Origin of the sequence: Duganella sp. CF458 (assembly GCF_900113115.1) — a bacterium.
Taxonomy (GTDB): Bacteria; Pseudomonadota; Gammaproteobacteria; order Burkholderiales; family Burkholderiaceae_D; genus Rugamonas.
On sequence record NZ_FOOF01000002.1, the window covers coordinates 380,617 to 403,882 of the forward strand.

Annotated in this window: 22 protein-coding genes; 15 read left to right on the forward strand and 7 right to left on the reverse strand. The window is 61.8% G+C overall.

Going from position 1 to position 23,266, the window contains the following annotated elements; all coding sequences use genetic code 11:
- The first annotated feature begins 3 nt into the window (after positions 1–3).
- The gene (locus BM269_RS04950; RefSeq protein ID WP_090435910.1) at positions 4–474 is read left to right on the forward strand and encodes a DUF2244 domain-containing protein; all 471 of its coding nucleotides are present in this window, start codon (positions 4–6) and stop codon (positions 472–474) included.
- 10 nt (positions 475–484) lie between these two features.
- Here the strand turns inward: BM269_RS04950 and BM269_RS04955 are convergent, their stop codons facing one another.
- A complete protein-coding gene (locus tag BM269_RS04955; RefSeq protein WP_090435911.1) occupies positions 485–1,087 on the reverse strand; it encodes an OmpW/AlkL family protein in 603 nt (200 codons plus the stop codon).
- A 169-nt stretch (positions 1,088–1,256) separates the two neighbouring features.
- Here BM269_RS04955 and BM269_RS04960 point away from each other — a divergent pair, with 169 nt between their 5' ends.
- The 12 genes from BM269_RS04960 (at position 1,257) to BM269_RS05015 (ending at position 12,206) form a co-directional block, all read left to right on the forward strand.
- Positions 1,257–1,751 (forward strand): (2Fe-2S)-binding protein, encoded by a 495-nt coding sequence (locus tag BM269_RS04960; RefSeq protein ID WP_090435912.1) that lies wholly within the window; start codon positions 1,257–1,259, stop codon positions 1,749–1,751.
- Positions 1,748–3,952, forward strand: a complete 2,205-nt coding sequence (locus BM269_RS04965) for a xanthine dehydrogenase family protein molybdopterin-binding subunit (RefSeq protein WP_090435913.1) — start codon at positions 1,748–1,750, stop codon at positions 3,950–3,952. Before BM269_RS04960 ends, BM269_RS04965 begins: the two co-directional genes overlap by 4 nt.
- A gap of 74 nt (positions 3,953–4,026) precedes the next feature.
- Positions 4,027–4,395, forward strand: coding sequence for a sulfur oxidation c-type cytochrome SoxX (gene soxX / locus BM269_RS04970; protein WP_229204507.1), 369 nt, complete (start codon positions 4,027–4,029; stop codon positions 4,393–4,395).
- Entirely contained in the window at positions 4,392–4,835 is a 444-nt protein-coding gene (locus BM269_RS04975; protein ID WP_090435915.1) for a SoxY-related AACIE arm protein, read from the forward strand. Before soxX ends, BM269_RS04975 begins: the two co-directional genes overlap by 4 nt.
- Before the next feature lies 1 nt (position 4,836).
- Entirely contained in the window at positions 4,837–5,160 is a 324-nt protein-coding gene (gene soxZ / locus BM269_RS04980) for a thiosulfate oxidation carrier complex protein SoxZ (protein ID WP_090435916.1), read from the forward strand.
- A gap of 86 nt (positions 5,161–5,246) precedes the next feature.
- Positions 5,247–5,924 (forward strand): sulfur oxidation c-type cytochrome SoxA, encoded by a 678-nt coding sequence (soxA, locus tag BM269_RS04985; protein WP_229204504.1) that lies wholly within the window; start codon positions 5,247–5,249, stop codon positions 5,922–5,924.
- The gene (locus BM269_RS04990) at positions 5,921–6,235 is read left to right on the forward strand and encodes a c-type cytochrome (RefSeq protein WP_090435918.1); all 315 of its coding nucleotides are present in this window, start codon (positions 5,921–5,923) and stop codon (positions 6,233–6,235) included. Before soxA ends, BM269_RS04990 begins: the two co-directional genes overlap by 4 nt.
- Positions 6,232–7,494 (forward strand): NAD(P)/FAD-dependent oxidoreductase, encoded by a 1,263-nt coding sequence (locus tag BM269_RS04995; RefSeq protein WP_090435919.1) that lies wholly within the window; start codon positions 6,232–6,234, stop codon positions 7,492–7,494. Before BM269_RS04990 ends, BM269_RS04995 begins: the two co-directional genes overlap by 4 nt.
- 142 nt (positions 7,495–7,636) lie before the next feature.
- Positions 7,637–8,395 (forward strand): hypothetical protein, encoded by a 759-nt coding sequence (locus BM269_RS29375; protein WP_170860280.1) that lies wholly within the window; start codon positions 7,637–7,639, stop codon positions 8,393–8,395.
- A gap of 2 nt (positions 8,396–8,397) precedes the next feature.
- The gene (gene tssF, locus BM269_RS05005) at positions 8,398–10,074 is read left to right on the forward strand and encodes a type VI secretion system baseplate subunit TssF (protein WP_170860281.1); all 1,677 of its coding nucleotides are present in this window, start codon (positions 8,398–8,400) and stop codon (positions 10,072–10,074) included.
- A gap of 166 nt (positions 10,075–10,240) precedes the next feature.
- Entirely contained in the window at positions 10,241–11,767 is a 1,527-nt protein-coding gene (locus BM269_RS05010; protein WP_090435922.1) for a hypothetical protein, read from the forward strand.
- A gap of 124 nt (positions 11,768–11,891) precedes the next feature.
- A complete protein-coding gene (locus BM269_RS05015) occupies positions 11,892–12,206 on the forward strand; it encodes a hypothetical protein (RefSeq protein ID WP_090435923.1) in 315 nt (104 codons plus the stop codon).
- A 23-nt stretch (positions 12,207–12,229) separates the two neighbouring features.
- Here the strand turns inward: BM269_RS05015 and BM269_RS05020 are convergent, their stop codons facing one another.
- Complete coding sequence (locus BM269_RS05020) at positions 12,230–14,239, reverse strand: neutral/alkaline ceramidase (protein WP_090435924.1); 2,010 nt, start codon at positions 14,237–14,239, stop codon at positions 12,230–12,232.
- A gap of 233 nt (positions 14,240–14,472) precedes the next feature.
- Between BM269_RS05020 and BM269_RS05025 the strand changes: the two genes are divergently transcribed.
- Positions 14,473–14,775: a helix-turn-helix domain-containing protein gene (locus BM269_RS05025; RefSeq protein WP_090435925.1), complete on the forward strand. Its 303-nt coding sequence runs from the start codon at positions 14,473–14,475 to the stop codon at positions 14,773–14,775.
- Positions 14,772–16,121, forward strand: a complete 1,350-nt coding sequence (locus tag BM269_RS05030; protein WP_090435926.1) for a HipA domain-containing protein — start codon at positions 14,772–14,774, stop codon at positions 16,119–16,121. Before BM269_RS05025 ends, BM269_RS05030 begins: the two co-directional genes overlap by 4 nt.
- A gap of 12 nt (positions 16,122–16,133) precedes the next feature.
- Here BM269_RS05030 and BM269_RS05035 read toward each other — a convergent pair whose 3' ends face one another.
- Genes BM269_RS05035 through BM269_RS05055 form a run of 5 tightly spaced genes read right to left on the reverse strand, consistent with a single transcriptional unit; the run spans position 16,134 to position 23,067 of the window.
- Positions 16,134–17,294 (reverse strand): DUF3322 domain-containing protein, encoded by a 1,161-nt coding sequence (locus BM269_RS05035; RefSeq protein ID WP_090435927.1) that lies wholly within the window; start codon positions 17,292–17,294, stop codon positions 16,134–16,136.
- Positions 17,278–20,625 (reverse strand): ATP-binding protein, encoded by a 3,348-nt coding sequence (locus tag BM269_RS05040; protein WP_090435928.1) that lies wholly within the window; start codon positions 20,623–20,625, stop codon positions 17,278–17,280. Before BM269_RS05040 ends, BM269_RS05035 begins: the two co-directional genes overlap by 17 nt.
- On the reverse strand, positions 20,622–21,305 hold the full coding sequence (locus BM269_RS05045) for a DUF4194 domain-containing protein (RefSeq protein ID WP_090435929.1): 684 nt from the start codon (positions 21,303–21,305) through the stop codon (positions 20,622–20,624). Before BM269_RS05045 ends, BM269_RS05040 begins: the two co-directional genes overlap by 4 nt.
- Positions 21,271–22,752, reverse strand: coding sequence for a DUF3375 domain-containing protein (locus BM269_RS05050; protein ID WP_090435930.1), 1,482 nt, complete (start codon positions 22,750–22,752; stop codon positions 21,271–21,273). The genes BM269_RS05045 and BM269_RS05050 overlap by 35 nt, the downstream gene beginning before the upstream one ends.
- 9 nt (positions 22,753–22,761) lie before the next feature.
- A complete protein-coding gene (locus BM269_RS05055; protein ID WP_139232667.1) occupies positions 22,762–23,067 on the reverse strand; it encodes a CcdB family protein in 306 nt (101 codons plus the stop codon).
- Positions 23,068–23,266 lie beyond the last annotated feature (199 nt).

Below are 23,266 nucleotides of genomic sequence, written 5' to 3' on the forward strand. Positions count from 1 at the left end.
TGCATGAACCGGGACTTGCTCAGGGAACGCAGGGAATGGCTTCTGCGGCGCAATTGCTCATTGTCGCCCCAGCAGATGGGGATGGCTTATGCCTTGATGTGCCTGTTCTCGTTTGCGGTGGCTACCGGCTTCGTGATGGTGGGCATGTGGCAGGTTCTTTTCTTCACCGTGCTGGAGATGACAGCCGTGGCGGCCGCCTTCCTTTACTTCGCCCGCCATGCCACGGACTATGAACACATCGTGCTCGCCAACGGCAAGCTGCTGGTGGAACAGGTCTCCGCCGGCAAAATGAGCGTGACGCAGCTCGAACTCTACTTCCTGCGGCTGCAAATGCCCGCCCGCTACGGCGAGCTGATTCACCTTGAATCGAAAGGCATCGCAGTCGACATCGGCTACTTCGCCACCGACCCGCGCCGCCGCGCGCTGGCCCGGGAGCTGCGCGCGGAAGTGCAGGGCGGTTTGTTCAGCGATTAGATGTCAGCTGTCAGAAGCGGTAGCCCACACCCACGCCCAGCAGCACAGGATCAACCTTGACCTTGCTGACCTTCACGCCCGCCAGCATCACGTCGCTGCGGATCTGCACTTTCTTGATATCCAGGTTGAGCGACCAGTTCTTGTCCAGCTTGTAGTCCACGCCAGCCTGCAGGGCCAGGCCGAGGCTGTCGTGCTCCAGGCTGCCTTGGCCGCCCAGGATCTTGTTCTTGGAGAAGGTCGTCCAGTTCACACCCACGCCCACGTAAGGGCTGAATGGCGACGACGGGGTGAAGTGGTACTGCGCCAGCAGGGTCGGCGGCAGGTGCTTGAAAGTACCGATGGACGCGCCATCCAGGTAGACATCATGCTTTTGCGGGTAGGTCAGCACCAGTTCAGCGGAAATATTCGGCGTCAAGAAGTAGGAGATATCCACTTCCGGAATGGTCTTGCTGCTGACGGTGATGAGGTCGGACGGGCCTACGCCGGCAATCGGGTCGGACTTGTCTGCCGGGTTGATGTGGACGGCGCGTGCACGCAGCTGCCACGGCGTTTCCTGTGCCATTGCACCCAGCGCCACGCCACCCAGGACAACTGCCAAAATCGCTTTCTTCATTTCACTGCCTCTTTCGCTTGGTCATTGATATTCGGTATGTGAAAGTCTATTGATGCGACGCAGCAAAATCTTTGACCTAAGTCAAAATTGCCGGAACGAACACAAGTTAGCTAAAACGGGAGTAAGATCACGCGAATTCACATCCCACCCTATCCCCCGGAGGCAGGAAATGAAATTGCACGTCAATGGCCAGGTACGCGAGTTCGAGGCCGAAGAAGATACCCCGCTGTTGTGGGTGATCCGCGAACAGCTTGGACTCACCGGCACCAAATACGGCTGCGGGGTGGCGCAATGCGGCGCCTGCACCGTGCACATTGACGGCGAACCGACGCGCAGCTGCGTGCGCCCTGTTTCCACCGTGACCGCCGAGCAGAAGATCGTCACCATCGAAGGCCTGAGCCTGGACGGCAACCATCCGGTGCAAAAAGCCTGGGCCGCGCTCGACGTGCCGCAGTGCGGCTTCTGCCAGTCCGGCATGATCATGGCCGCCGCCGCGCTGCTGAAACAGAAGAAGAACCCGACCGACGCGGACATCGACGCCGCCATGACCAATATCTGCCGCTGCGGCACCTATAACCGCGTGCGCAAGGCGATCCACGTGATCGCCAAGGGCGGCGACGTGAAGACCGCAGGCCTGGACATCGTGGAAGGGAGCAAAGCATGAGCGCCATGACACGTCGCGGTTTCCTCGGCCGCTCGCTGGGCGCCACCGCAGGCCTGATGTTCGGCTTCCATATACCGTTCGCGGAAGCGCAGCAGGCTGCCACCGCCGCCGTTGCTGCTGCCGCTGCTGCTGCTGATGCGCCCGAAATCAACGCCTGGGTCGTGGTCAAGCCGGACGACACCATCGTGGTTCGCATCGCCCGCTCCGAAATGGGCCAGGGCACGCTGACCGGCCTGGCGCAACTGGTCGTCGAGGAACTGGACGGCGACTGGAGCAAGGTCACCACCGAATACCCGTCGCCCGGCCGCCAGCTCGCACGCAACCGCGTGTGGGGCAGCTTCTCCACCGGCGGCAGCCGCGGCGTGCGCGAATCGCACGAATACGTCCGCAAGGGCGGCGCCGCCGCCCGCACCATGCTGGTTCAAGCCGCCGCAACGCAATGGGGCGTGCCAGCCGCCGAATGCGTGGCCTCCAAGAGCGTGATCACCCACACCCCATCCGGCCGCACGCTCACCTACGGCAAGGTCGCCGACGCCGCCGGCAAGCTGCCAGCACCCGCCGCAGCCGACATCAAGCTGAAAGACCCGAAAGACTGGAAGCTGGCCGGCAAGCGCCTGGCGCGCCTGGACACGGTCGACAAGACTACCGGCAAGCAGGTCTACGGCATGGACTTCAAGCTGCCCGGCATGCTGAACGCAGCCATCAAGGACTGCCCGGTCTTCGGCGGCAAGGTGAAGAGCTTTGACGCGGCCGCCATCGTCGGCAAGCCCGGCGTGAAGAAAGTAATCCAGGTAGGCGACAGCGCCGTGGCCGTGGTGGCCGACACCTGGTGGCGCGCCCGCAGCGCTCTCGACGCCCTGCCGATCGAATGGGACAAAGGCCCCAACGCCGGCATGAACAGCAAGGACACCGCCGCCTGGATCAAGAACGGCCTGGATGCACCCGAAGCTGCAGTCGGCAACAAGAACGGCGACGCCAAGGCTGCCCTGGCCGGCGCCCACCGCAAGATCGAAGCCGTCTACAGCTACCCGCACCAGAACCACGCCACGATGGAGGTGATGAACGCCACCGCCGTGTGGACGCCGGAGCGCTGCGACGTCTGGACCCCGACGCAAAACGGCGAAGCCGCCCTGGCCGCTACCAGCGAAGCGGCCGGCCTGCCGCTTGCGAAATGCGAAGTCACCAAGCTGCACCTCGGCGGGGGCTTCGGCCGGCGCGGCGCTACGCACGACTGGGTGACCCAGGTCGTAAAGATCGCCAAGGAGCTGCCCGGCACGCCGGTCAAATTGATCTGGACGCGTGAAGAGGACATGCAGCACGGCCGCTACCACCCGGTCAGCCAATGCAAGCTCACCGCAGGCCTGGACGCAAAAGGCGAGCTGACCGCACTGCACATGCGCATCGCCGGCCAATCGATCCTCGCCGCGCTGTTCCCGCAGAACGTCAAGGAGGGCAAGGACCCGGCGGTATTCCAGGGCCTGAACCCGCCCGGCCCTGAAGCCTCGTTCGGCTACACGGTCCCGAACCTGCTGATCGACCACGCCATGCGCAACCCCGCCGTGCCGCCAGGCTTCTGGCGCGGCGTGAACCTGAACCAGAACGCGATCTACATCGAATGCTTCCTCGACGAAATCGCCCATGCCACGAAGCAGGACCCGCTGGCCCTGCGCCGCAAGCTGATGAAGGACAGCCCGAAACACCTGGCAGTCCTCAATGCCGCGGCCGAGAAAGCCGGCTGGTCCAAGCCGCCGAAAAAAGGCATCTACCGCGGCATCGCACAAACGATGGGCTTCGGCAGCTACGTCGCCGCCGTGGCGGAAGTCTCGGTCAGCAAGGAAGGCAAGCTGAAGATCCATCGCATCGTCGCCGCCACCGATCCCGGCCACGCCGTGAACCCGCAGCAGATCGAAGCGCAGGTGGAAGGCAGCTTCGTCTACGGCCTGAGCGCAGCGCTATACGGCGAAATCACCATCAAGGACGGCGCAGCCGAGCAAACCAACTTCGACACCTACAACGTGCTGAAGATGGACGAGATGCCGAAGGTTGAAACGGTGGTTATGCCAAGCGGCGGATTCTGGGGCGGCGTCGGCGAACCCACCATTGCGGTAGCCGCCCCCGCAGTCCTGAACGCCATCTTCGCCGCCACAGGAAAACGCATCCGCGACCTCCCGCTGAAGAACCACAGCCTGAAGAAAGCGTAAGCATGTCCCCCGCCCGCGGCCCGCGAGCAGACGGTGCCAGACCCAAGGGTCTGACACCGGTTTACCGGTTTTTGATGGCCACGCTGATCGCCACAACCGCCCAAGCCCAGGACGGCGACCCAGCCCGCGGCCGCACTCTCGTCGCCAACCGCCAGCAAGGCCTCTGCCTGCTCTGCCACCAGGCCCCCATCCCCGAGGAACGCTTCCAAGGCAACCTGGCCCCCGACCTGGCAGGCGTCGGCGACCGCTACACCAGGTCCGAGCTCCGCCAGCGCATCATGGACAGCAGCGCCATCAACCCCGGCACCATCATGCCTTCGTACGCCAAGACCACCGGCCTGACGCGCGTAGCCCCCGCCTACCGCGACAAGCCAATCTTCACCGCGCAGCAGGTCGAAGACGTCGTCGCCTACCTTACCACCCTGCGCGCCGAGACGAAATGACCACCCGCCGCCAACTCCTCGCCGCGTTGCCCCTGCTGGCCCTGATCCGACCCGCCCAGGCCACGCCCACCGAGATGACAGCCGCCATCGCCGCGTACACGAATAACGCCAACATCCAGCGCGGCCGCGTGCAGATCGAGATCGCCCAACTGATCGACAACGGCAACGCAGTCCCGATCACGGTGCGGATCGACAGCCCGATGACCGAGCAAGACCACGTGACGGACATTGCAATCTTCAACGAAAAGAACCCGCTGCCCGACGTGGTCCGCTTCAAGCTGACGCCCCTGGCCGGCAAGGCCGAAATCAGCACCCGCATCCGCCTCGCCACCAGCCAGACGCTCACCGCGATAGCCCGTACCAGCGACGGCCAATGGTGGCAACAGACAGTCGATGTGATTGTCGCCCTGGCCGCCTGCGTAGAAGGGGAGCCCATCTGACATGGCCAGCGCCCTGATCCACATGCCCGCAAGCGCGAAGCCCGGTGAGGTAATCGAAGTGCGCGCCCTGATTGCCCATACGATGGAAACCGGCTTCCGCCCCGGCCCCGACGGCAAGCCCCTCCCGCGCGACATCCTCCGCAAGTTCGAATGCCGCTACAACGGCAAGGTGGTCATCAGCGCCGAACTGCACCCCGCCATGAGCGCCAACCCGTACATCGCCTTCTTCATCAAGGCAAGCACCAGCGGCACTCTCGAATTCACCTGGACCGGCGACAACGGCTTCACCCAAACCGAAACAAAGCAGCTAGCGGTGCAATCATGAGGCTTGCACTCCTTCTAGCGCTGATAAGCTCCACCGCCGCTGGCACCGGTTTACCGGCTTCAGCCCGCAAATCCGGGGCCGCCTACATGTCCCCCGCCACCCAAGCCATGCAAGCCGACGACACCCAAAACCCCGCCATGCTCTGGGTCGCCAACGGCGAAGTACTCTGGCGCACCGCCCCAACAGGCGGCAACGGCAAATCCTGCGCCACCTGCCACACCGACGCCAAAGCCAGCATGCGCGGCGCAGCCACGAAGTTCCCGCGCTTCAGCAAAGCGGCCGGCAAGGTCATCACGCTGTCGGACCAGATCGAGCAATGCCGCACCGGCGCCCTGCAAGCCGCGCCGCTGAAACCCGAATCGCCCGATCTGCTAGCCCTGGAAACCTACATCGCCCTGCAAAGCCGCGGCCTCCCGCTAACGCCAGCCGTCGACAAGGAAACCAAGCAAGCAGCAGAACGCGGCCAGAAACTCTTCACCACCCGCATCGGCCAGCTCAACCTGAGTTGCGCCCAATGCCACGACAACAACGCCGGCAAACGCCTCGCCGGCGCACCGATCCCCCAAGGCCACGCCAACGCCTACCCCATCTACCGCCTCGAATGGCAAGGCGTGGGAAGCCTGCAACGCCGCTTACGCAACTGCATGAGCGGCGTACGGGCCGACGTCCCGCCCTACGGCGCCCCCGACCTGGTAGACCTCGAAGCCTTTCTAGCCCTGCGCGCCCAAGGCATGCCACTTGAAACCCCAGGAGTCCGCCCATGAAGACAATCGCAGCGCTGATGCTCGCACTATCCGCCGTGCCACCCGCCATTGCAGCGGAACCCATCCCGAACGGCGCCCGCCTCGCCGCCACGTGTACCGGCTGCCACGGCACCAATGGCGCCACCCAAGGCAACGCACTACCGCCGCTGGCAGGCCAGCCCCAAGACCAACTCCTGGCCGCGCTCAAAGACTTCAAGACCGGCAAGCGCCCCGCCACCATCATGACCCAGCTCGCCAAAGGCTACACTGACGACCAGCTGGAAATGCTGGCGGCCTACTTCGCCGCCCAGAACAAAGGAGGTGGCAAATGAAACGCCGCGACTTCCTGCAAGCCGCCGCCGTGTTGGCGGCAAGCACCGGCTGTGCCACCATCGGCCGCGCCCAGGCGCATGTGGTGGTGGTAGGTGGTGGCTACGGCGGCGCCACCGCCGCCAAATACGTGCGCATGTGGAGCCAAGGCAGCATCGACGTCACCCTGATCGAACCCAACGCCAACTTCGTCAGCTGCCCGCTCTCCAACCTGGTGCTGGGCGGCTCGCGCAAGCTGCAAGACCTGACCCGCAGCTATGACGACCTGCAACGCAAGCATGGCGTAAAGATCCTGCACGACAGCGTCTCCAGCATCGACGCCGAAAAGCGCACCATCAAGCTACTGAGTGGCGAAGTGCTCGCCTACGACCGCCTGATCCTCAGCCCCGGCATAGAGTTCCTGTGGAGCGAACTGCCCGGCATGAGCGTAGAAGGCGCACAAGACAAGATCCTGCACGCCTGGAAAGCCGGCCCGCAAACGACAGCCCTGCGCGCCCAGCTCGAAGCCATGCACGACGGCGGCGTGTTCGTCATGACCGTACCGCCCGCCCCCTACCGCTGCCCACCCGGCCCGTACGAACGCGTATGCCAGGTGGCCCGCTACATCAGCCAGCACAAGCCCAAATCCAAGATCCTCCTGCTCGACGCCAACGAGGACGTGGTCAGCAAAGGGCCGCTATTCAAGAAGGTCTGGAAAGACCGTTACGCCGGCATCATCGAATACCGCCCCAGCTTCAAGACGGTGGACGTGGACGTAGCCGCACGCACAGCCATCTCCGAACTGGGCGACAAGGTCAAGGCCGACGTGCTGAACGTCGTGCCGCCCCACCGCGCCGGCGCAATTGCCGCGCAGACCGGGCTGGCCAACATGAACAAACGCTGGTGCGAAGTCGACTTCACCACCTTCGAATCCACGCAAGCGAAGAACATCCACGTGATCGGCGACGCGATCCAGGTATCCCCCCTGATGCCAAAATCAGGCCACATGGCCAACCAGCACGCCAAGGTCTGCGCCGCCGCAGTCGTCGACCTGCTAAGCGGCCGCACGCCGGAACAGACGCCGATCCTCACCAACACCTGCTACAGCTATGTAAGCGACAAAGACGTGATCCACGTCGCCAGCGTGCACACCTACAACGCCGAAAAGAAAACACTGCTGATTGTTCCCGGCAGCGGCGGCGTCAGCCCCGCCCCCAGCGAGGTGGAAGCCCACTACGCCAACAGCTGGGCCCAAAACATCTGGAGCGACATGCTCGCCTGAAAAATTTGTCCCCCCGGGGTCAGGAACGAAGTGGACATTTTTTTCTGGAATGCAGATCGCTGCATCTTTGCTTCACCTCAAACGCTATCGAACTCTTGAGTGCCACCATTGGCAGGGCCTGCCCCTGACTAATGGTGACCTCATGTCCAAACCACAATCCGCCGCGCAGCTCGGCCCGAATCTCTGGCACTTCTCCGCCCTGGTCTGGGGCACTTCGCTCCTGTTGCTGTCGCTGTTTGCGATGCCCATCAGCGTCAACCCGCTGGGCATGCGCCTGCAACTCTGCCTGACAGCCGCACACCTCGGGGGCGTGTTCTACATGTGGCGCCTTGGAAGGCGCGGCAATCCCGAGCGCCTGATCGACATCGCCATCGTCACGCTGGTCTTCATCTACGTCGTCCCGCTCTGCATGCTCGCCGCCCCCGTGATCGTTCTGGCGGCATACGCGATGCATTCCGATGCGTGGCGGACGACCATTGCCATCATGATTGCATGCGGCGTTGCCCTGGCATTGCTGCGGCTCTGGAGCACCGCCACCGACAAGAACACCGGCCACTGCTTCGAAACCTGCCTGGCCGAACGCCTGAGAGGCGGAACCATCCACGCCAGTTCACTCACCGGATTGCTCAACCATGTCGGCCGCCAAGCTACGGAACCAAGCCGCATCGACGGATGGTCGATGATCGCCGCCGTCGCCGCGGGCGCGCCCATCCTCGCGGCCAACATCGACTACGATCGCGCCAGCGGCAGCCTCGCGCTCTGCGCTCTCGCCACCACGCCGATGGCGATGCACGCATTCTCCCGGATGGTGGTGCACGCGTACCTGTGGGTCTTCCGCCTGCACCGGTTCGAACGCGAAACAGGCGTGAAGATCGCCGTCCACCTGCACAGCGGGAGCTGATCATGGTCAACCTCCTGCACCACTACCAGCAAGAACTGGCTCGCCTGCGCCAAGCCACCCGCCGGTATGCGGAAGCCCATCCCGCTACCGCCGCCGCGCTTGAACTGGAGGCGGACGGCAGTACCGATCCCGAGGTGGAACGGCTGCTGCAATCGGTCGCACTGCTCAACGCCAGCATGCAGAAATCAATCGAGGACGGCCGCAGCGACTTCCACAAAGCCCTCCTGCAAACGCTGCAGCCACATTACCTTCGCGCGGTCCCCGCATGCGGCATCATCCAGGTCGACACCTCGGCATCCCGCCCCAATGAAATCAGTACGGTCAGCCGCCTGCCCAGCGGAACGATCCTGCGTTCCGGTTCCAGCAAGTTCGCCACTGCCTACGATGTTTGCATTGCGCCCATCGCTATCGCCAGCGCCATGTTCCAAGCCACAATCGACCTGCCCGCAACGCTGCGACTCCCAAGCGAAGCGACATCCGCCCTTTGCATCAGCCTCGAAGCCACATCCAGCAGCGCAACATTCGACCGGCCACCCGTGGCCAAGCTCCGGCTGTGGGTAAGCGGCGAAGCAAGGCTGCGCGCCAGCCTGCTCGACGCCATCTTCTTGCACAGCCAATGCGTTTGCATCGAAGCCGAATCGACCTGGCGCTTATTGCCGGGATCACCATTCAAGTCGGTCGGCACCAGCCTCGAAGACTCCCTCCTGCCTCACAGACCCGGCCTGCAAAGCCCGCGGCTCCTGACGGAGTTCTTCCATATGCCGCAGAAGTTCGACTTCATCGACATCGACCTGCAAGCCATCGCCGAAAGTTGCCCGCCCAAGTGCAAGAAGCTTACGCTGCACATTGTTCTCCCCGGCTGCGAACCCGAACTGCGCCAGGCCGGCGCAGCAAACTTCCACCTCTCATGCACACCGGTCATCAACCTCTTCCCGCAGGCTGCCGCCGCGATCCGCCTGGATGGTCGCAGCGAACCTTACCCCGTCACACCGGCCCAGCCAGGATGCAAGATCTACAGCATAGACAAGGTCTCGCTCATGAGCCGCAACGGCGACCGCGTGCTGCCGCCTTTCCACGCCACCGCGCACACGGCGAGCGGACCCTTTTGGAAACCGGACGAGCAGGAAGGCTTCGCCCTTGCTTTCGTAGACCGCGAGCAGCGCCCCGCCAAGCTCGAAACCGGAACGATTTCAGTACAGCTCTCATGCACGAATGAGGAACCGTCGAAGCCAGGCAGCAGGTTGACCACGGAGGCGAGTGCCGGCGGCTTTCCAATACGTTTCATCCAAGGCCCGGCCAGCCCGCGCCACCCTTCCACCCCCCGCGATCTATGCGACAGCTTGTACGCGCAGGATGCGAATCTGGCAGACCTGCGCAAGCTGCTGCAGCTGCACGGCTGCCCTTACACCCAAAGCCTGAAAAGCCTTGCTGCGAAACCTTCTACTGCCTGGCTCGAGCACCGCATGGGGCGGCTCCACATGCACGGAACAGAGTTCACCTTGCTGGTCGATGAAGACGCACTGCGCACCCACAGCATTTACATGCTCGGCGAGGTTCTTGCTGCAACGCTGGCCGGCAAGCTGCGCGTGAACCGCTTCGCCCGGCTACGCATCGCCAATGAGCAAGGCCGGATCCTATACTTCTCCGCACCTCGCGCCGGCTCTCGCCCGCTTGCATAAATCAGCTGGTTTGCCGGATGCGCCGCGCATGATTGGCAAACCATTTTTTCTCCCACCGTGTTAGCGTGTCCCTTCCGGAATCAGAACACCGGAAGGGCCCTCCATGCAAGTCGGGGCCGCGTAGCTATCGTTCTTTAACCGAAGTGAAAACTTTATGGAAAGCGATATGAGCACACGCAAAACACTGACGATTCTTCTCGCCGCACTGTCCTCCTCGCCCGCCATGGCGCAGGAAATCCAGCCGGCCAACAGTATCGACATCGGCACCGTAGAATCGGTGAAGAAAAGCTTCGCCGCCCAGCATGCCAATGCGCGCTCGATGGTCGCGCATTCGATTGCAGGCAAGCTGGTAGCCACTAAGATCACCGACTATTTCGAGAAAGGCGACGCGCTCTCGATTTCCGGCACCGCGCTGGAGACGGAAAATTCGACCTTCGTCCTCAAGGGCAGCAAGAAGAAGCTGTACGGCTATGTGGTCAACTACGACACGATGCGGGCCTTCGAATTCACAACCAACTCTTCCGGCAAGGTGATACTGACGGAAGTGCCGATCAAGAAGATCGTGCCCGACCTCGATCCCGAATTTCGCGACACCCGTTCAGAAGAAATGATCGCCGCCGCAGCGGCCGTCCACCCAAAATACAGCCCGATGGCCAATCGCCAGGCCGTCCACATTGGGCCCTACAAGGGAGAAGACATCCGCACACTGCAAAGCAAGCCAGGCAGCCCGTGGGTGTTCTACCTGAATATCTCCCAAGTGACCAGCAACGGCGTGCCGCTAAACGGCGTCACCAAAGAGCAAATGTACCGTGCCTGGCAGTCGATCGCCGACCAGTACTCGATGCTGAACATGAATGTAACGACCAACGTGAGTGTCTACAACGCCGCCAAGGCCGCCAACATCCTGCGGACCGGCGTAATCAACTTCGTCAATCGCGACGGCCGTTCGTATGCGCCGCTGCACTCGTTCGGCACCACCTCGGCCGGCACGCTGTTCCGCAACCCGGCAAGCGGCTTTGACTACGGCTACGGCATCGGCATGACCGGCGCCCACGAAGTCGGACACCAGATGGGCGCCAATCACGACCGCGGCACCCCGGGCGGGGAATACTTCCAAGGTATTCCGGCTTACCAATGGTGCCCCATCATGGGCAATTACTGGTACGGCGCAAGCTGGGCGAACCAGCTCTTCACCTGGAGCAAAGGCGAATACGCCAGCGCGACCAACTTCGAAGATGACCTGAAGATCATGACCGTGGAAGAATCGGTGCCTTACAGGGCCGATGACAACCCGACATCGAAGCCCATTGTCTTCGGCACCGGCGGCACCATCGACGCGCAGGCCAACTTCGGCCAGATCGAGCGCAATACGGACACGGATAGCTTCACCTTCACGCTCTCCTCGCTCGGCACGCTGAACTTGCGGATCGACCCGCTGGAGTACCTGCGCATGCTGGACGTTGACGCCACAGTCTACAACTCGTCCAACGCGGTAGTCGCTCACAGCAACCTGGGCGTGCACCGCTCCGCGGAGTTTGTGAACCTGTCGCTGCCGGCCGGCTCCTACCGCCTGGTCATCCGCGGCGGCGCGGAAGGGACGCCGTCCAACGGCTTCTCCAACTATTCCTCGCTGGGCTACTACGGCATGAAGGGAAGCTTGAGCGGAAGCGTTGTGGCAGCGAACGCGCGCTGACCAACCCTAGGCGCATCGCCGGCGCCTGAGCGGCGCCGGCGTTCAAACGTGTGGACTGAATGCGCAAGCCCTGCTATTGTTTTCGCTTTGATAATTTTATCGAGGGCGCTTACGGCCCGTGCCCATGGCCAACTTCACGTGGACTTATCTCCAAATCCTGGAACTTGGACGGGCTCCCCTGACGATCCTCGCAGCAGGCATCTTCGCCACCATGCTGCAGATCCAGGTGTTCCAGCATCGACAGCCCATGAAATGGCTGGTGGTGACGAACTACGCGATCCTCGCCCAGTTTGCGGTCTTGCTGTTGGCCTGGCTCGCAATCGCGGTCAGGTCCGATCGCCAGTACTACTACTTCATATTCAATTTCTTCCTGCTCACCTGGACGTCCCTCCCGTTCTTCGTACTCGCCTGCCTGGTACCAATTAGCCGCCGTCGCTAAACGGCGGCCAGCCCAGCGGAATCTCAATTCACCACGAAGGTCCTGCTGGTTCCCGTCAGCCCGTAGATGGCGCCATTCCAGCCGTTCTTGTAGTCGCCATAATGGCGGATGCGGTACTGCCCGGTCGCCGCATCGGCAGGAATGGTCCATCCAATGACCGCCTGCGAAGTACCCCACACCGGATCGATCCGCACCCAGCGATATGTCGTGTTCCAGTCGCCATCCACGGCCACGGTACGCCACGCCGCCCCATCCCAGCGCTGCACTTCCAGGAAGGTACCGTTCAAGCGCAGGTTGTTCTTGGGATGCCCGGTCCAGAACGAAACATCAACACGCTGGCCCCGTGAATAGCTGGCATTCGCCTGCTGCACCACGTCGCCAAAGCTCTTGAATATCGGCGTGTTGTCCAGCACCACTCCGGTCTGGAACGACATCTGGTTGCCGCTCAAATCCCGCACCGAAGCGCTGCCGCCGGCCGCAGTCCCCTGCCGCATTGCCGTCGCCAGCTCATGGAAGCTTTGCTGGTAAGCCCCCAGCGTCCACTTGCCGAAGTGCGTGGAAGCGCCCTCGTAATGCTGCGCGTCGTACTCCTCCGGCGTGGTCACATAGCCGGAATAGGCATTCGCATACCCGGCAAAGACCACGTGCTTCACGCTATCCCCCAACGCCGCCTTGACCGTGTCGCGCACGCGCCGTCCCGACATGATGGTGAACTCCCCCGGCGCCGCAATGATCGCCAGCTGCCCGATCCGCACGATGGACACCGGCAGCACCTCCGGCGACCAGGGGAAGGGCGTTTGCGTACCGGTCGACAGCAACACCGGCTTCACGCCCTGGCAATCGCGCACCCACTGCGGTGCCGGAGCAATGATGCCGCCCAGCGCCTGGAAAAACGGATTACCCGTCATATCGCCTTCGTTGAAACCATCCAGCCCGCGCCCGTCCTCCGTGCCCGCCGCGAAAGCGCTGCCAATGGCTGCTGGACAGGTGCTGCGCGCCACGCCATCCGCAAAGCGCCCTTCGACCGTTACGCGGGAAAAGTCGATGTAGCGCTGCCGGTAGTCCACCGGCCCCGCCAGCGGCTCCAGCGCGCCGTTATAGATGGATAGCGCCTTCTGCAACTGCCGCTCGCCGATGATGCGCGTGTTATCCAGTTCATTGGCGGTTGGCCCGGTGCCATCCAGGTTCAGGTTCGGCGTCATGTCGCCTGCATTCGACTGCGCAAACGCCGCCACAAAGTCGCCATCAGAGTTGTAGCGCACGCCCTTCAGGTCGTGCTCCCAGCGCCACTCCGCGTAGCCCTTGTTATCCGGCGTGATCAAGCGGTTCACAGGCGTCATCGACACGCCATGGGTGGAGAACCAACTGATCACGCCAACGTCGTTGCTGCCCTGCTTGAATCGCAGCACCGTCATCTCCGGATCGATGTTGCGACCCCAGCGTTCACGCTCCGCCTGCGGATTACGTAGGTAGGCCGGCATCGAACGGTTATTGCTCGCATCCGTCAGCTCGCCCTTGCCGATCGCGATGCTGCCCGGCTTCAGGTCGCGATGCGCCTTCTCGATCGCCGCCACAATGCCGCTGACAATCGCATCGAAGGTACGCGGGTTGAAACCGTAGGTAGTGAAGTTGTACAGCGCGTAGTGAGAGAACCCGCCCGGCCCGCCGTGCGTGTGCGTGGCGGACAGGATCACATTCTCCGCCGAATACAGGCTGCCATACCGCGCCTGCAACTGCCGCAGCACCGCCTGCTGCACGCCCTGGAACACCATGCCCAAGTCGTTGTTGACGAAGACCGTGCGCTTGCCGCTGGCTTGGTCCACCACGATGAAAGCCCGTGCCCGCTGCCGCATGTGGATGCCCGCCGTGACCTGCGAGGTAGAGCCATACCCCATCATGCCGACTTCCGCCGCCTCGCCCGTGATGTCGGACATGCCGCGCCCGACCAGGAAAGGATCTGCAAATGCCGTGCTACAAACCACGCTTGCGCCCAACAGAGAAACCAGGCGCACGAACCGAAAAGATTTCGTCATGACCGTCCCCTTTGCCGCTGCTGTTTGAAAAACGACGAACTGGGAGAATAACAGTGTTTTCGAATTTACCGATGATCTTGGTCAAAACGCGACAGTAGCAAGCGAGAAGCTAGGAGTTTCGGAATATCAGAAATCATTGCCTCAGTCGCCGAAATCATGAAGAAATTTCGGTAAATCAGAAATATCTGGAATATACTAGTAGTCATCACCAATATTTTCTGAAATTCCGAAATATGAACCAGACTAACTCCCCGGCGCTCCCGTCCGTACAAGTTATTCGGGAGTTGGCCGATGTTGGCCGCCAAGTGCGAGCCCACCGCAAACAGCAAGGACTGCGCATTGACGATGCCGCCGCGTTGAATGGCGTGTCTGTGGATCTGTTGTCGCGCCTCGAAAACGGCGCCGGCGGCATTCGCACCGACAAGCTCCTGGCAGTACTGGACGGGCTTGGTCTTGCTTTGGTCATTGCGCCGAAAGACCACGAGCTTCTGCAGCGATTGCCGCAGGACAGCCTCGCCGGCGACGATGCGACATGAACCAGCCAAACCACCAGCTAAGCCTATGGCTGCACAAGCGCCGTGTTGCGGATATTGGCTACGATCCGCTCAACGAAGGCTGGACTTTGCGCTATACGGACGAATGGAAGGAAGACCACCAGGCGTTTGCGCTCTCGCCGGCCTTGCCGCTTGATGCGGAATGCAGTTCAGCCTCGATCCGCCGCTTCATCGAGAACCTGCTGCCCGAGGGACGGGCACTGGACATCGTGGCATCGGCACAAGGTGTCGCAAAGAGTAATGTCTATGGCCTGGTCCGCGCATTGGGCGCTGAAACCACGGGCGCATTCCGATTCCTGCCGCACGGGGAAAATGGCAGCACTGAGCCGGCGAGAATCCGCGCGCGCGAAATCTGCCTTGCCGAGCTGGATGAGCGCATTGGTGAACGTGAATCCCGTCCCCTCGTGGAATGGGATGGCAAGGTCCGGATGTCGGTAGCGGGCTACCAGGACAAACTGCTGGTCTATGCAAGCGGTGAGCCGGGTGAAGTGCCGATGTACTTGCCTGACTTCCCATTGGCCTCCACTCACATTCTCAAACCGGAACCTGCCGACGCACGCCTGCCCCATATGGTCGCCAACGAGCATTTCTGCATGACGTTGGCAAGACGGCTCGGCCTGCCGGCAGCCAGCGTAAGCATCGTCCGCACACCACGGCCGGTTCTTGCGATCACGCGTTTTGACCGCCTGGCGCATAACGATACAAGCGGCGCATGGGTAGAGCGCAAGCACATCATCGATGCCTGCCAGGCCAGCGACCTGCCCGCCGCATACAAATACGAGCGCAATATCGGCAGCGTAGGCGAGGCAGCGCTGTACCGCGATGGTGTCAGTCTTCCCCGGCTATTCGGTTTGCTTGAACACGCAACCCGCAAGGCTGCCGACAGGCTGGCGATCCTGCGCTGGGCGCTCTTTCAGCTTGTGATCGGGAACAGCGACGCCCATGGAAAGAACTTTTCCTTCTTCGTGCACAGGTCCGGCCTGCAAGCTGCGCCCTGGTATGACCTGGTAAGTGTGGTGCAATACCCGCAGTTTTCCCACGACCTGGCCATGGCATTTGGTGACGAGTTCAACCTCGATCAAATCAAGGCATTCTCGTTGGCCGACTTTGCCCAGCGCTGCGGAATCGACCGGCAGTTGCTGGTGCGTGAGTGCCGCCGCTTGCGGGACGGAGTGCGGCAGCACGCCGCCGAAGTGGCAAACAGCCAGCCCTACCTGGCGGATGAGAGGCAATTGGTGGACAAGATTGTGGAGTTGGCCCTGTCACAGTCCGAAAGGTTGGAAGTCATGTCCAGGGAGGCAAGCAGCATCCCGCCAGACATGTTCTGACGGCATGTGCCTCTAGCGCTGCGCCCCCAATGCCTGCAGGACTACCTGCCATGAGATGCGCTCCTGCTCCAGCCTTACGCAGTGCCCCCAGCGATGCGCTCGCAAGCCCTGATAGACAACGTGCTCTGCGGGTAGTAGGAGCGGCAGGTCTTCTGCCGTGAATTGATCTGCTTCTTTCGTCCACAAAGAAGAAAACTGCAGCAAGGTCGATTCGTCCATCAAGAGCGATTGCAGCTGCGGCAGATGGCAGCGGGCACGATGCAGGATTGCGTAGCCGTGGGTGTCGATATCGCCCCAGTAAAGTCCTTTGCATCCCTGGACCCATGGAATGTGCGACAGCACGTCGACGTTATAGCCCAATGCGACCAGGGCAACAGTTCCCGGCATGTCCGGCAGCGCCAATCCTGACTGCTGGTTTTCGACGACCAGCACAGTCGACGGTTCCAGCGCCATGCAGGCCAGTTGCCCTAATGGCGCACTGATGTCGCACAAGCCACCGCTCCTGGCGCGCAATGCTGGATCGAGAATCCGTATTTGCACGAAGGCCGGCAGCGGCTTCAATCCACTCAAGCTGTGGAAGTCCTCGCCGTTGCCATCCAGCCCGCGTAGGCCGGCCAATAGTTTCCCAAGCAAGCTTTTGCGCGCCTCAATCCATTTGGTATCCACGCCAACGATCGGAAGTTGCCTGGCATAGAGAGCGGAGCGCGGATTGGTTTCCAGCCATTCCAGCACATGCAGCAGGCGCGAAAAGTCGGAATCCTGAAAGTCGGCCAACACGTTGAAATAGCGGGAGGCAGTTTGCGTCAGCTGCGGCCATTTCCGGCACAGTTCCTGTAAACGGTCTTCGGCAAGGCGCCACCGGTAGAGTTCGCCGATCCAGGCGCAGACTGCACGCGGACCATCCAGCCGCAACGACTCCGGCAGGCGCTGCGTGCCGAGCAGCCGCCAGCGGCGTTCGACCCACTGGACTTCGCCTTCACCGCTCCAATTGCGCCAGGCAGCAGCCCATTCGCGAACAGCGTCAACTTGCTTCATCGCTTCCGCTTCGCTTGGCGGGCCGAGTGGAACCAGCAGGGGCCATTGCTGCGCAGGATCGGCCGCGACCAGCCATTCGCGGTGCTTACCGGCGAACCGCTTTTTCAACAGGGTGCAGACGTCATCCGGCAGCTTCAAGGGATGCCTCTGTGCGCACGTCGGCGGCCAGTTTCAACCTCCGCTGTCCTTCATCGTATTCGATCAGCAGTACCCCGGATTCGCGCCGCTCGCGGATCGCGACGAAGCATGCACCGCCGATGAATGGTTCCAAAGTCATCACCGATTTCAACGGTGTTGCGACAATCATCTGGAATCCGAAATTGGCGAAGATGTTCATGGCCAGGGCCGTAAATTCGTTATCCGCCTTGTCAAAGGCTTCATCGAGCACCACCGGCGCATAAACCGGGACGCCGCTCTCGCTGCCGCCAAGCTGGTAGCGTAGCGCTGCCGCGAGCACAGTGGTGGCCAGCTTCTGCCGCTGGCCGCCCGATTTACCGGCGCCGCTCTCCAGCACATCCTGCTCGATGCCATGCTCATCGTATTCCCGGCCGATGAACTCGACATGCAGGCGAACGTCCAGCACCGATTCGCGCCAGCGCCGAAGCTCGGTATCCTGGCTGGAAAGCCGGTCCACCAGCCGGCGCAGTTCAATGAACCGTGCCTCCGCGGCCTCCGGGTCGTCATGCCATGCATGGCTAAGCGCATCGAGGATGTCCTGCTTGAACTGGCGCACTTCCGGCAGTTGCCGGTCTTTCGGTTGAATCTGCAAGTATGTCGTACGCTCCTCATTTCGGTTGAAGGGCACGTGGCGCAAGCTTTCGTTCACGATTTCCATGCGCGCCAGGATGGATTTTCGTGCATCGTTCAGGTAGGTATTCAATGCAGCAAGGTTCTGGTGGCTCTGGTTGCGCAAAAGGTCGAAGAAGCGCTGTTCATGGGCGGGCAAGCCATCGGTTTCGAGCCGCGTGAGCTTGGTGAAAAAGTCAGTTGCCGACGCCAGCGCTGCATCCAAACCATCGGCATCGGCGCGCCAGGTATTGATAAACGTGGCGAATTGCGCTTCGATGAACTTGCCGCAGTCGCCAATGCTTTCGCTGAGCTTCAGTATGTCGTCCGAAATGCTCTTGCGAACAACGCGGTCCGCGTGGTCGACGTCTTTCAGAACCAATGGCTGCGGCAGGCGAAGATAGCGCTCGTCCAAGCCCTGTTGCTGGTGCGGCGTCGGGAGGACGATGGACGGGTCCTGCTGCGCGGAGGCGAGCTGCTTTTCATGCAGGGCGATGTCCCGCTGCCGTGACAGCAGCGATACCTTTTCGCCCTCCAGCGCTTCTGCGGCCTGCTTCACCAGTTCGCGTTGCTGGCGCAGGCGATCGTCGATTGCCTGCAGGTTGGAGTTGCCGTCGCGGATGGTTGCAAGCTGGCGATCGATGGCACTGATGCGCAACACCAGCGGTTCAGCCTCGATCTCATGCCACTCGAGGTTGACTAGGGTCTGGCACTGCAGCACGCTCAATGCCGCATCGTGCCGCTGCTTGCCAAGCGCCGAAAGCTGGACTTCCAGGGCATCCTGTTGTTGGCGAAGTTGCTGTTCCTGCTGCTCGTAAAGCCCGAGCTTTTCGCGGTTGTCGAACCCCATCACCCAATAGCGCCTGTCATTGACGTTGCTGCGGTCATCCTTCTCATGCCGTGCGCGATTATGCTTGACCTGCCCCTCTCGCGTCAGCGCCCGCTCCGGAGCAGCACGGAAGGCGCGCATCGACTCCACGCATTCGTAATCAAACCGTTGGCGCAATTCAGCCTGCAGCCAGTCTGCAAAGCGGTCGCCCTTCACATTGAGTTTGGTGACCAATGAACTTGCCCGCAGTGGCCGCGCCTGCGGCTGTTCTGTGCGCACGGTGCGGAAATAGACCAGCTTCTGGCCCAGGCTGGCTTCGTTGACATGATTGGACAGGGCAGTGTAATGCTCTTCGTCGACGAGGATGGACAGCGCGAAGCCATGCAGCACGCGTTCGATGGCGCCACGCCACTGGGATTCCTCCGGTTTAACCTCGATCAGTTCACCGGCAAAGGGCAGGGCATCCTGGCCCACCCCCAGCGCAGTCGCCAGCTGCCGCCGCATTTCAAGCATGTGTGCCGGGATGCTGCTTGGTTGGCGCCGTAACGATTGCAGTTCGCGCAGCACCTCTTCATGCTTGCGTTTGAAGTCGTCGCGTGCACGGCCCAGTTCCAGCAACTGGTCTTCGCCCGCAGCGTTATGTTGCCAGTCATCGAGCTCGCGCCGCGCCTGGCCGACAAGTACGGCGAAGCCATCGGGCGAGCCGTCAAACGTCCAGTCAAGCGATTTACAGGCATCGACCGCCTGTTTGCGCTTAGCCATGCGCCCGATACGCTGTTCCTCCACCAGTCGGCGCTCGACCTCCAACTGTTCGATGCGGTCGCCGCCTGCAGCGCCGCGTTGCAGCTCCAAGTCGCGCAGGGCAAGCTCGCGGTTGTCCTGCGAGTTGCGCAACTGCTGTACACGGCCGGACAATCCGTCCACCTCGATGCGCAAGGCTGCTATGTGCTCCGCCAGCAACTTGATGCGTAATAGTTCGCGATAGCTATTCAGCCCGGCTTCAAGCTCCTGCAGGCCGTTGCGCTCCAGCTTTAGCGAATCCATCTCCTGGTGCCGCGTGCGGGCCGGCGCCAGCGTTTGCACCTGCTTGCGCGCTGTAACGACGGCTTGGTGCGCGGCGTTCAATTCCCCGAACTCGTTGACCAGGCGATCGGCGACCTCGAAGGTTTCCGGCTTGTCCAGCATGAAGTCGCGCAAGAAGGTGTTCAAGTCGCCTACGTTCTTGGCCGACTGCGTCTTGTGCAGCAGCCGCAGTGTCATTTCGCTCTCGATGCCAAGCAAGCGGCAGAACCGCTCGCAGTAGGGACGGAATTCGTCCTTGACGTGGGCATCGGGGAAAGTTTGCTTCAGCTTGCGGATGTCGAAATTGGTACTGCCGAAGTCCTGCAATTCGCGCAGGTCGAACGGCCGCTCGAAAATCAGGAAGATGCGTTTGACATCGGTGTTGGCATTGCTGTTCCCACGTAGCCAGAACAGCTGCAACAACACCACGTCCTGGCCATTGCTGTTGTGGTAGTGCAGGGCGATCGCGGACCAGGTCGTGGTGCCGCCGCGCAGGTAGCGTGTGGTGGTCACGCCGGAAGCGCTATCGCTTTGCGCAGACCAGGCACCGCGGATGTAGCTGACCAGGTTGCGGTCGCGACCTGCACGGTCGGCCTCGCGCGCGGCAGCATTGAAGTCGACCCAGCGCGGCGGTACCAGCAAGGCGGAAAATGCGTCCAGCAGGGTAGACTTGCCGGCGCCGGATGGGCCGACGATCAGGAAACCGCGTTCGCTGATCGGAATATCGTGCAAGCCGTTGAAGGTGCCCCAATTGAATACCTGCAGGCGCGCCATGCGGAACTGATCGTTCATTCCTCGTCCTCACCATCATCCAGCGGCTGGCGATCCAAAGCTGGCGATTCGCCTGCGGCCATGGCCTCATACAAGGCTGTCAGCGCCACGATCTCCTCGGCGGTGAACAGCAGCTTCAGCGTGGGAGAAATTTCGAAGCGGTCTTCGCTGGCGCGGATCTTCTGCAGAATATTGTGCTTCTTCATCTTCTCGATGGAGGCACCAATACGCTTGGTAAAGCCGGCGCGGTCGGTGCTGGCGGCGCGTTCGTATAGCACCAGGTTTTCGACCATTTCGTCGCGCGCCACCACGGCACGGTCGCCATGCGCCTCAGCCTGCGTCAGGCGCTGGCGCAGGAAAAGGACCAGCACCGAGTCGATAAAGGTAAGCTGGGCGCGGCGCAACAGGATTGGCACTTCGAGATCACCCGCATCTACCTGGCGCGTAAATGCCACCTGCATGTCGCGGTCGATCACCAGGTCCAGGAACAGCTCGTGCAGGCGGCGCTTGACCACTACCTCGTCGCGTAGCAGAACGGGCCACAGCTTGGGATGGCGGCGCCCTTCCAGCGAAGGGCCGGAAAGCAGCTGCACCAGCACGCGGCGGGTGTCCAACGGCAGCTCACCGGTGTCGTTCATGAAAAGAACGGTAGGTGCCGGCGCGGCTTCAGCCTGTGCTGCCGCCTGTTCTGGCAAGTCCATCCTGTTGGTCCTTGAAGAAGTAAATAGCCGGTATTGTAGCCGTGCGCAGGACATTGTCGTTGCCCAGCCAACTGACCGATTCGCTGGATTGGGCCACCATGCCAAAGCGGCTGCCCAGAGACATCAGTCCAATCACGCTGCCCAGGCCTTGGGGGGCGGGAAACGCGGACAAGACGTCGGCGATGGAGCACTGCGAGCGTGTCGCCAGCACTGCCTGGACATTGACTGCCAGCGTGCGGAAGTCGATCTCCGACTGGGCGACCAACAGGCCGATGGACTCAAGGTTGATCGGTGGCGCGGCAGCTTCGCCCATGCGGTCCGGCAGTGCTTGCAGCGCCGGGTCGTGCAGCACCCATTGCGACAACGACGACAGCCGGCTACTGGTCAGCCCCAAAGTGTAGTTCAGGGTATCCGTAGCCTTGACTTCTTCCTTCAGCGCCAGTGCGGAACGCTGGGCGGAGCGCAGCAATTGAGTCAGGCGGCGCTGCTCCATGAATTCCCGGCTCTGGACGAAATGCTTCAGGCTGCGGGCGAACGATTGCAGCACTTCGTGCACAATGCCACCTTGCTCCAGCAAGGTGCGCGTCAAGCGCAGCAGGAATTTACGCTCGGCCGGGTCTAGCGCTGCGACGAAATCGCGCGACATTAATTGGTCCAGGGCGTCCTCCAGGGCGGCTGACTGCACAGGATCGGTCAACAGACGCCAGAAGGCAGAAAAGGTGCGGCCCGCATCGCTATCGCTGATCAAGTCAATGCCGGCAAACAGGGAGTCGAGGACTTCACCGCGGCTGCCATCGTTGTCCATGATGCGTTCGCGCAGCTCGCGGTTCAACTGCTCGAACTGGTCGCGCACGCGGCGGAAATCACCTGCCAGGTTATCGGCTAAGGCAATGATCTCGCGTGTTCGCTCCAGGGCGGCTGCCTCCGGCAGGATGACTGCCTTGCCTTGCTCAATGTCGGTGATTTCCCGTTCTATGCGCTCCTGCTCTGCACGCAATCGCGCCACGCGGCGGGCTTTGTCCGCGTCCGTATCGTCGGACAGCTTGGCAAGTGCATCGATCACCAGTCCGAGCCGGCTTTCGGTGGCCGCACTATGCGGCTTGGCCAGGCTGGATATGAAGCGGATCGCCTCGACGGTCGACGTCGCAAGTTCGTACTCCTCTTCCTTCGAGCCTGGTGGAAAACGTCGCTCGAGATAACCGTCCCCCAGCCAGGAAGCGGCATATTGCTGGGCGGTCTGCGGCCAGTCTTCGCCAAGATTGCGGAGGCGTTCAAGCTCACGCTCAATCCGCTCGTGGAAGATGGACGCCGGTAGGCTGCGCTCGCTCTCGTATAAATGGGCTTGCAGCAGTGCGATAACTGTTGGCCCGTTGGCAGCCGCCAGCAGTCGCCATAGAGGCTGCTGGCGCATTTGGCGGTAGGCTGCTAGCGCTTTATCCGGTTTCATCACGTGGCTTCAATCCGCACCAAAGGCCCGGTCCAGCGCAGCCTGAATAGTAACCTGGCTTTCCCGCGCCGAAGCGATCCTGGTTTTCAGTTCTCCGATCGGAATGGCGCCGAGTTGCGGCGTATCCAGCACATAGTCTTCGCCATCGATTGGGATGATGGGAAGCAGGTCCGGCGGCAAAGCAATGGAGGAAAAAGCCGTCAGAGGTCGTAGCGGCACCACAATCTTTGTTGCTAACCCGCTGATCACCATGGACAGTGTAATGTTAGTTGCCTTCTTACCTGGCATCATTGGTGTGGACAGCGCTGATTTCACAAGACTTTACGGTGCGCATTTAACATGAGGGATGTAATGCGCATTATACGCCCACGGGCGTAGCGCCCCGGTTTCTCCGCGCGGGTGGAAGACGGATTCACAGGGTAACTCAATAACCCGCGCACGATTTGCTGAAGATCAACGTCGACAAAATTTACACGCGCAAACTGGCCTCTCGCGTCAACCAGACGAACGGAGC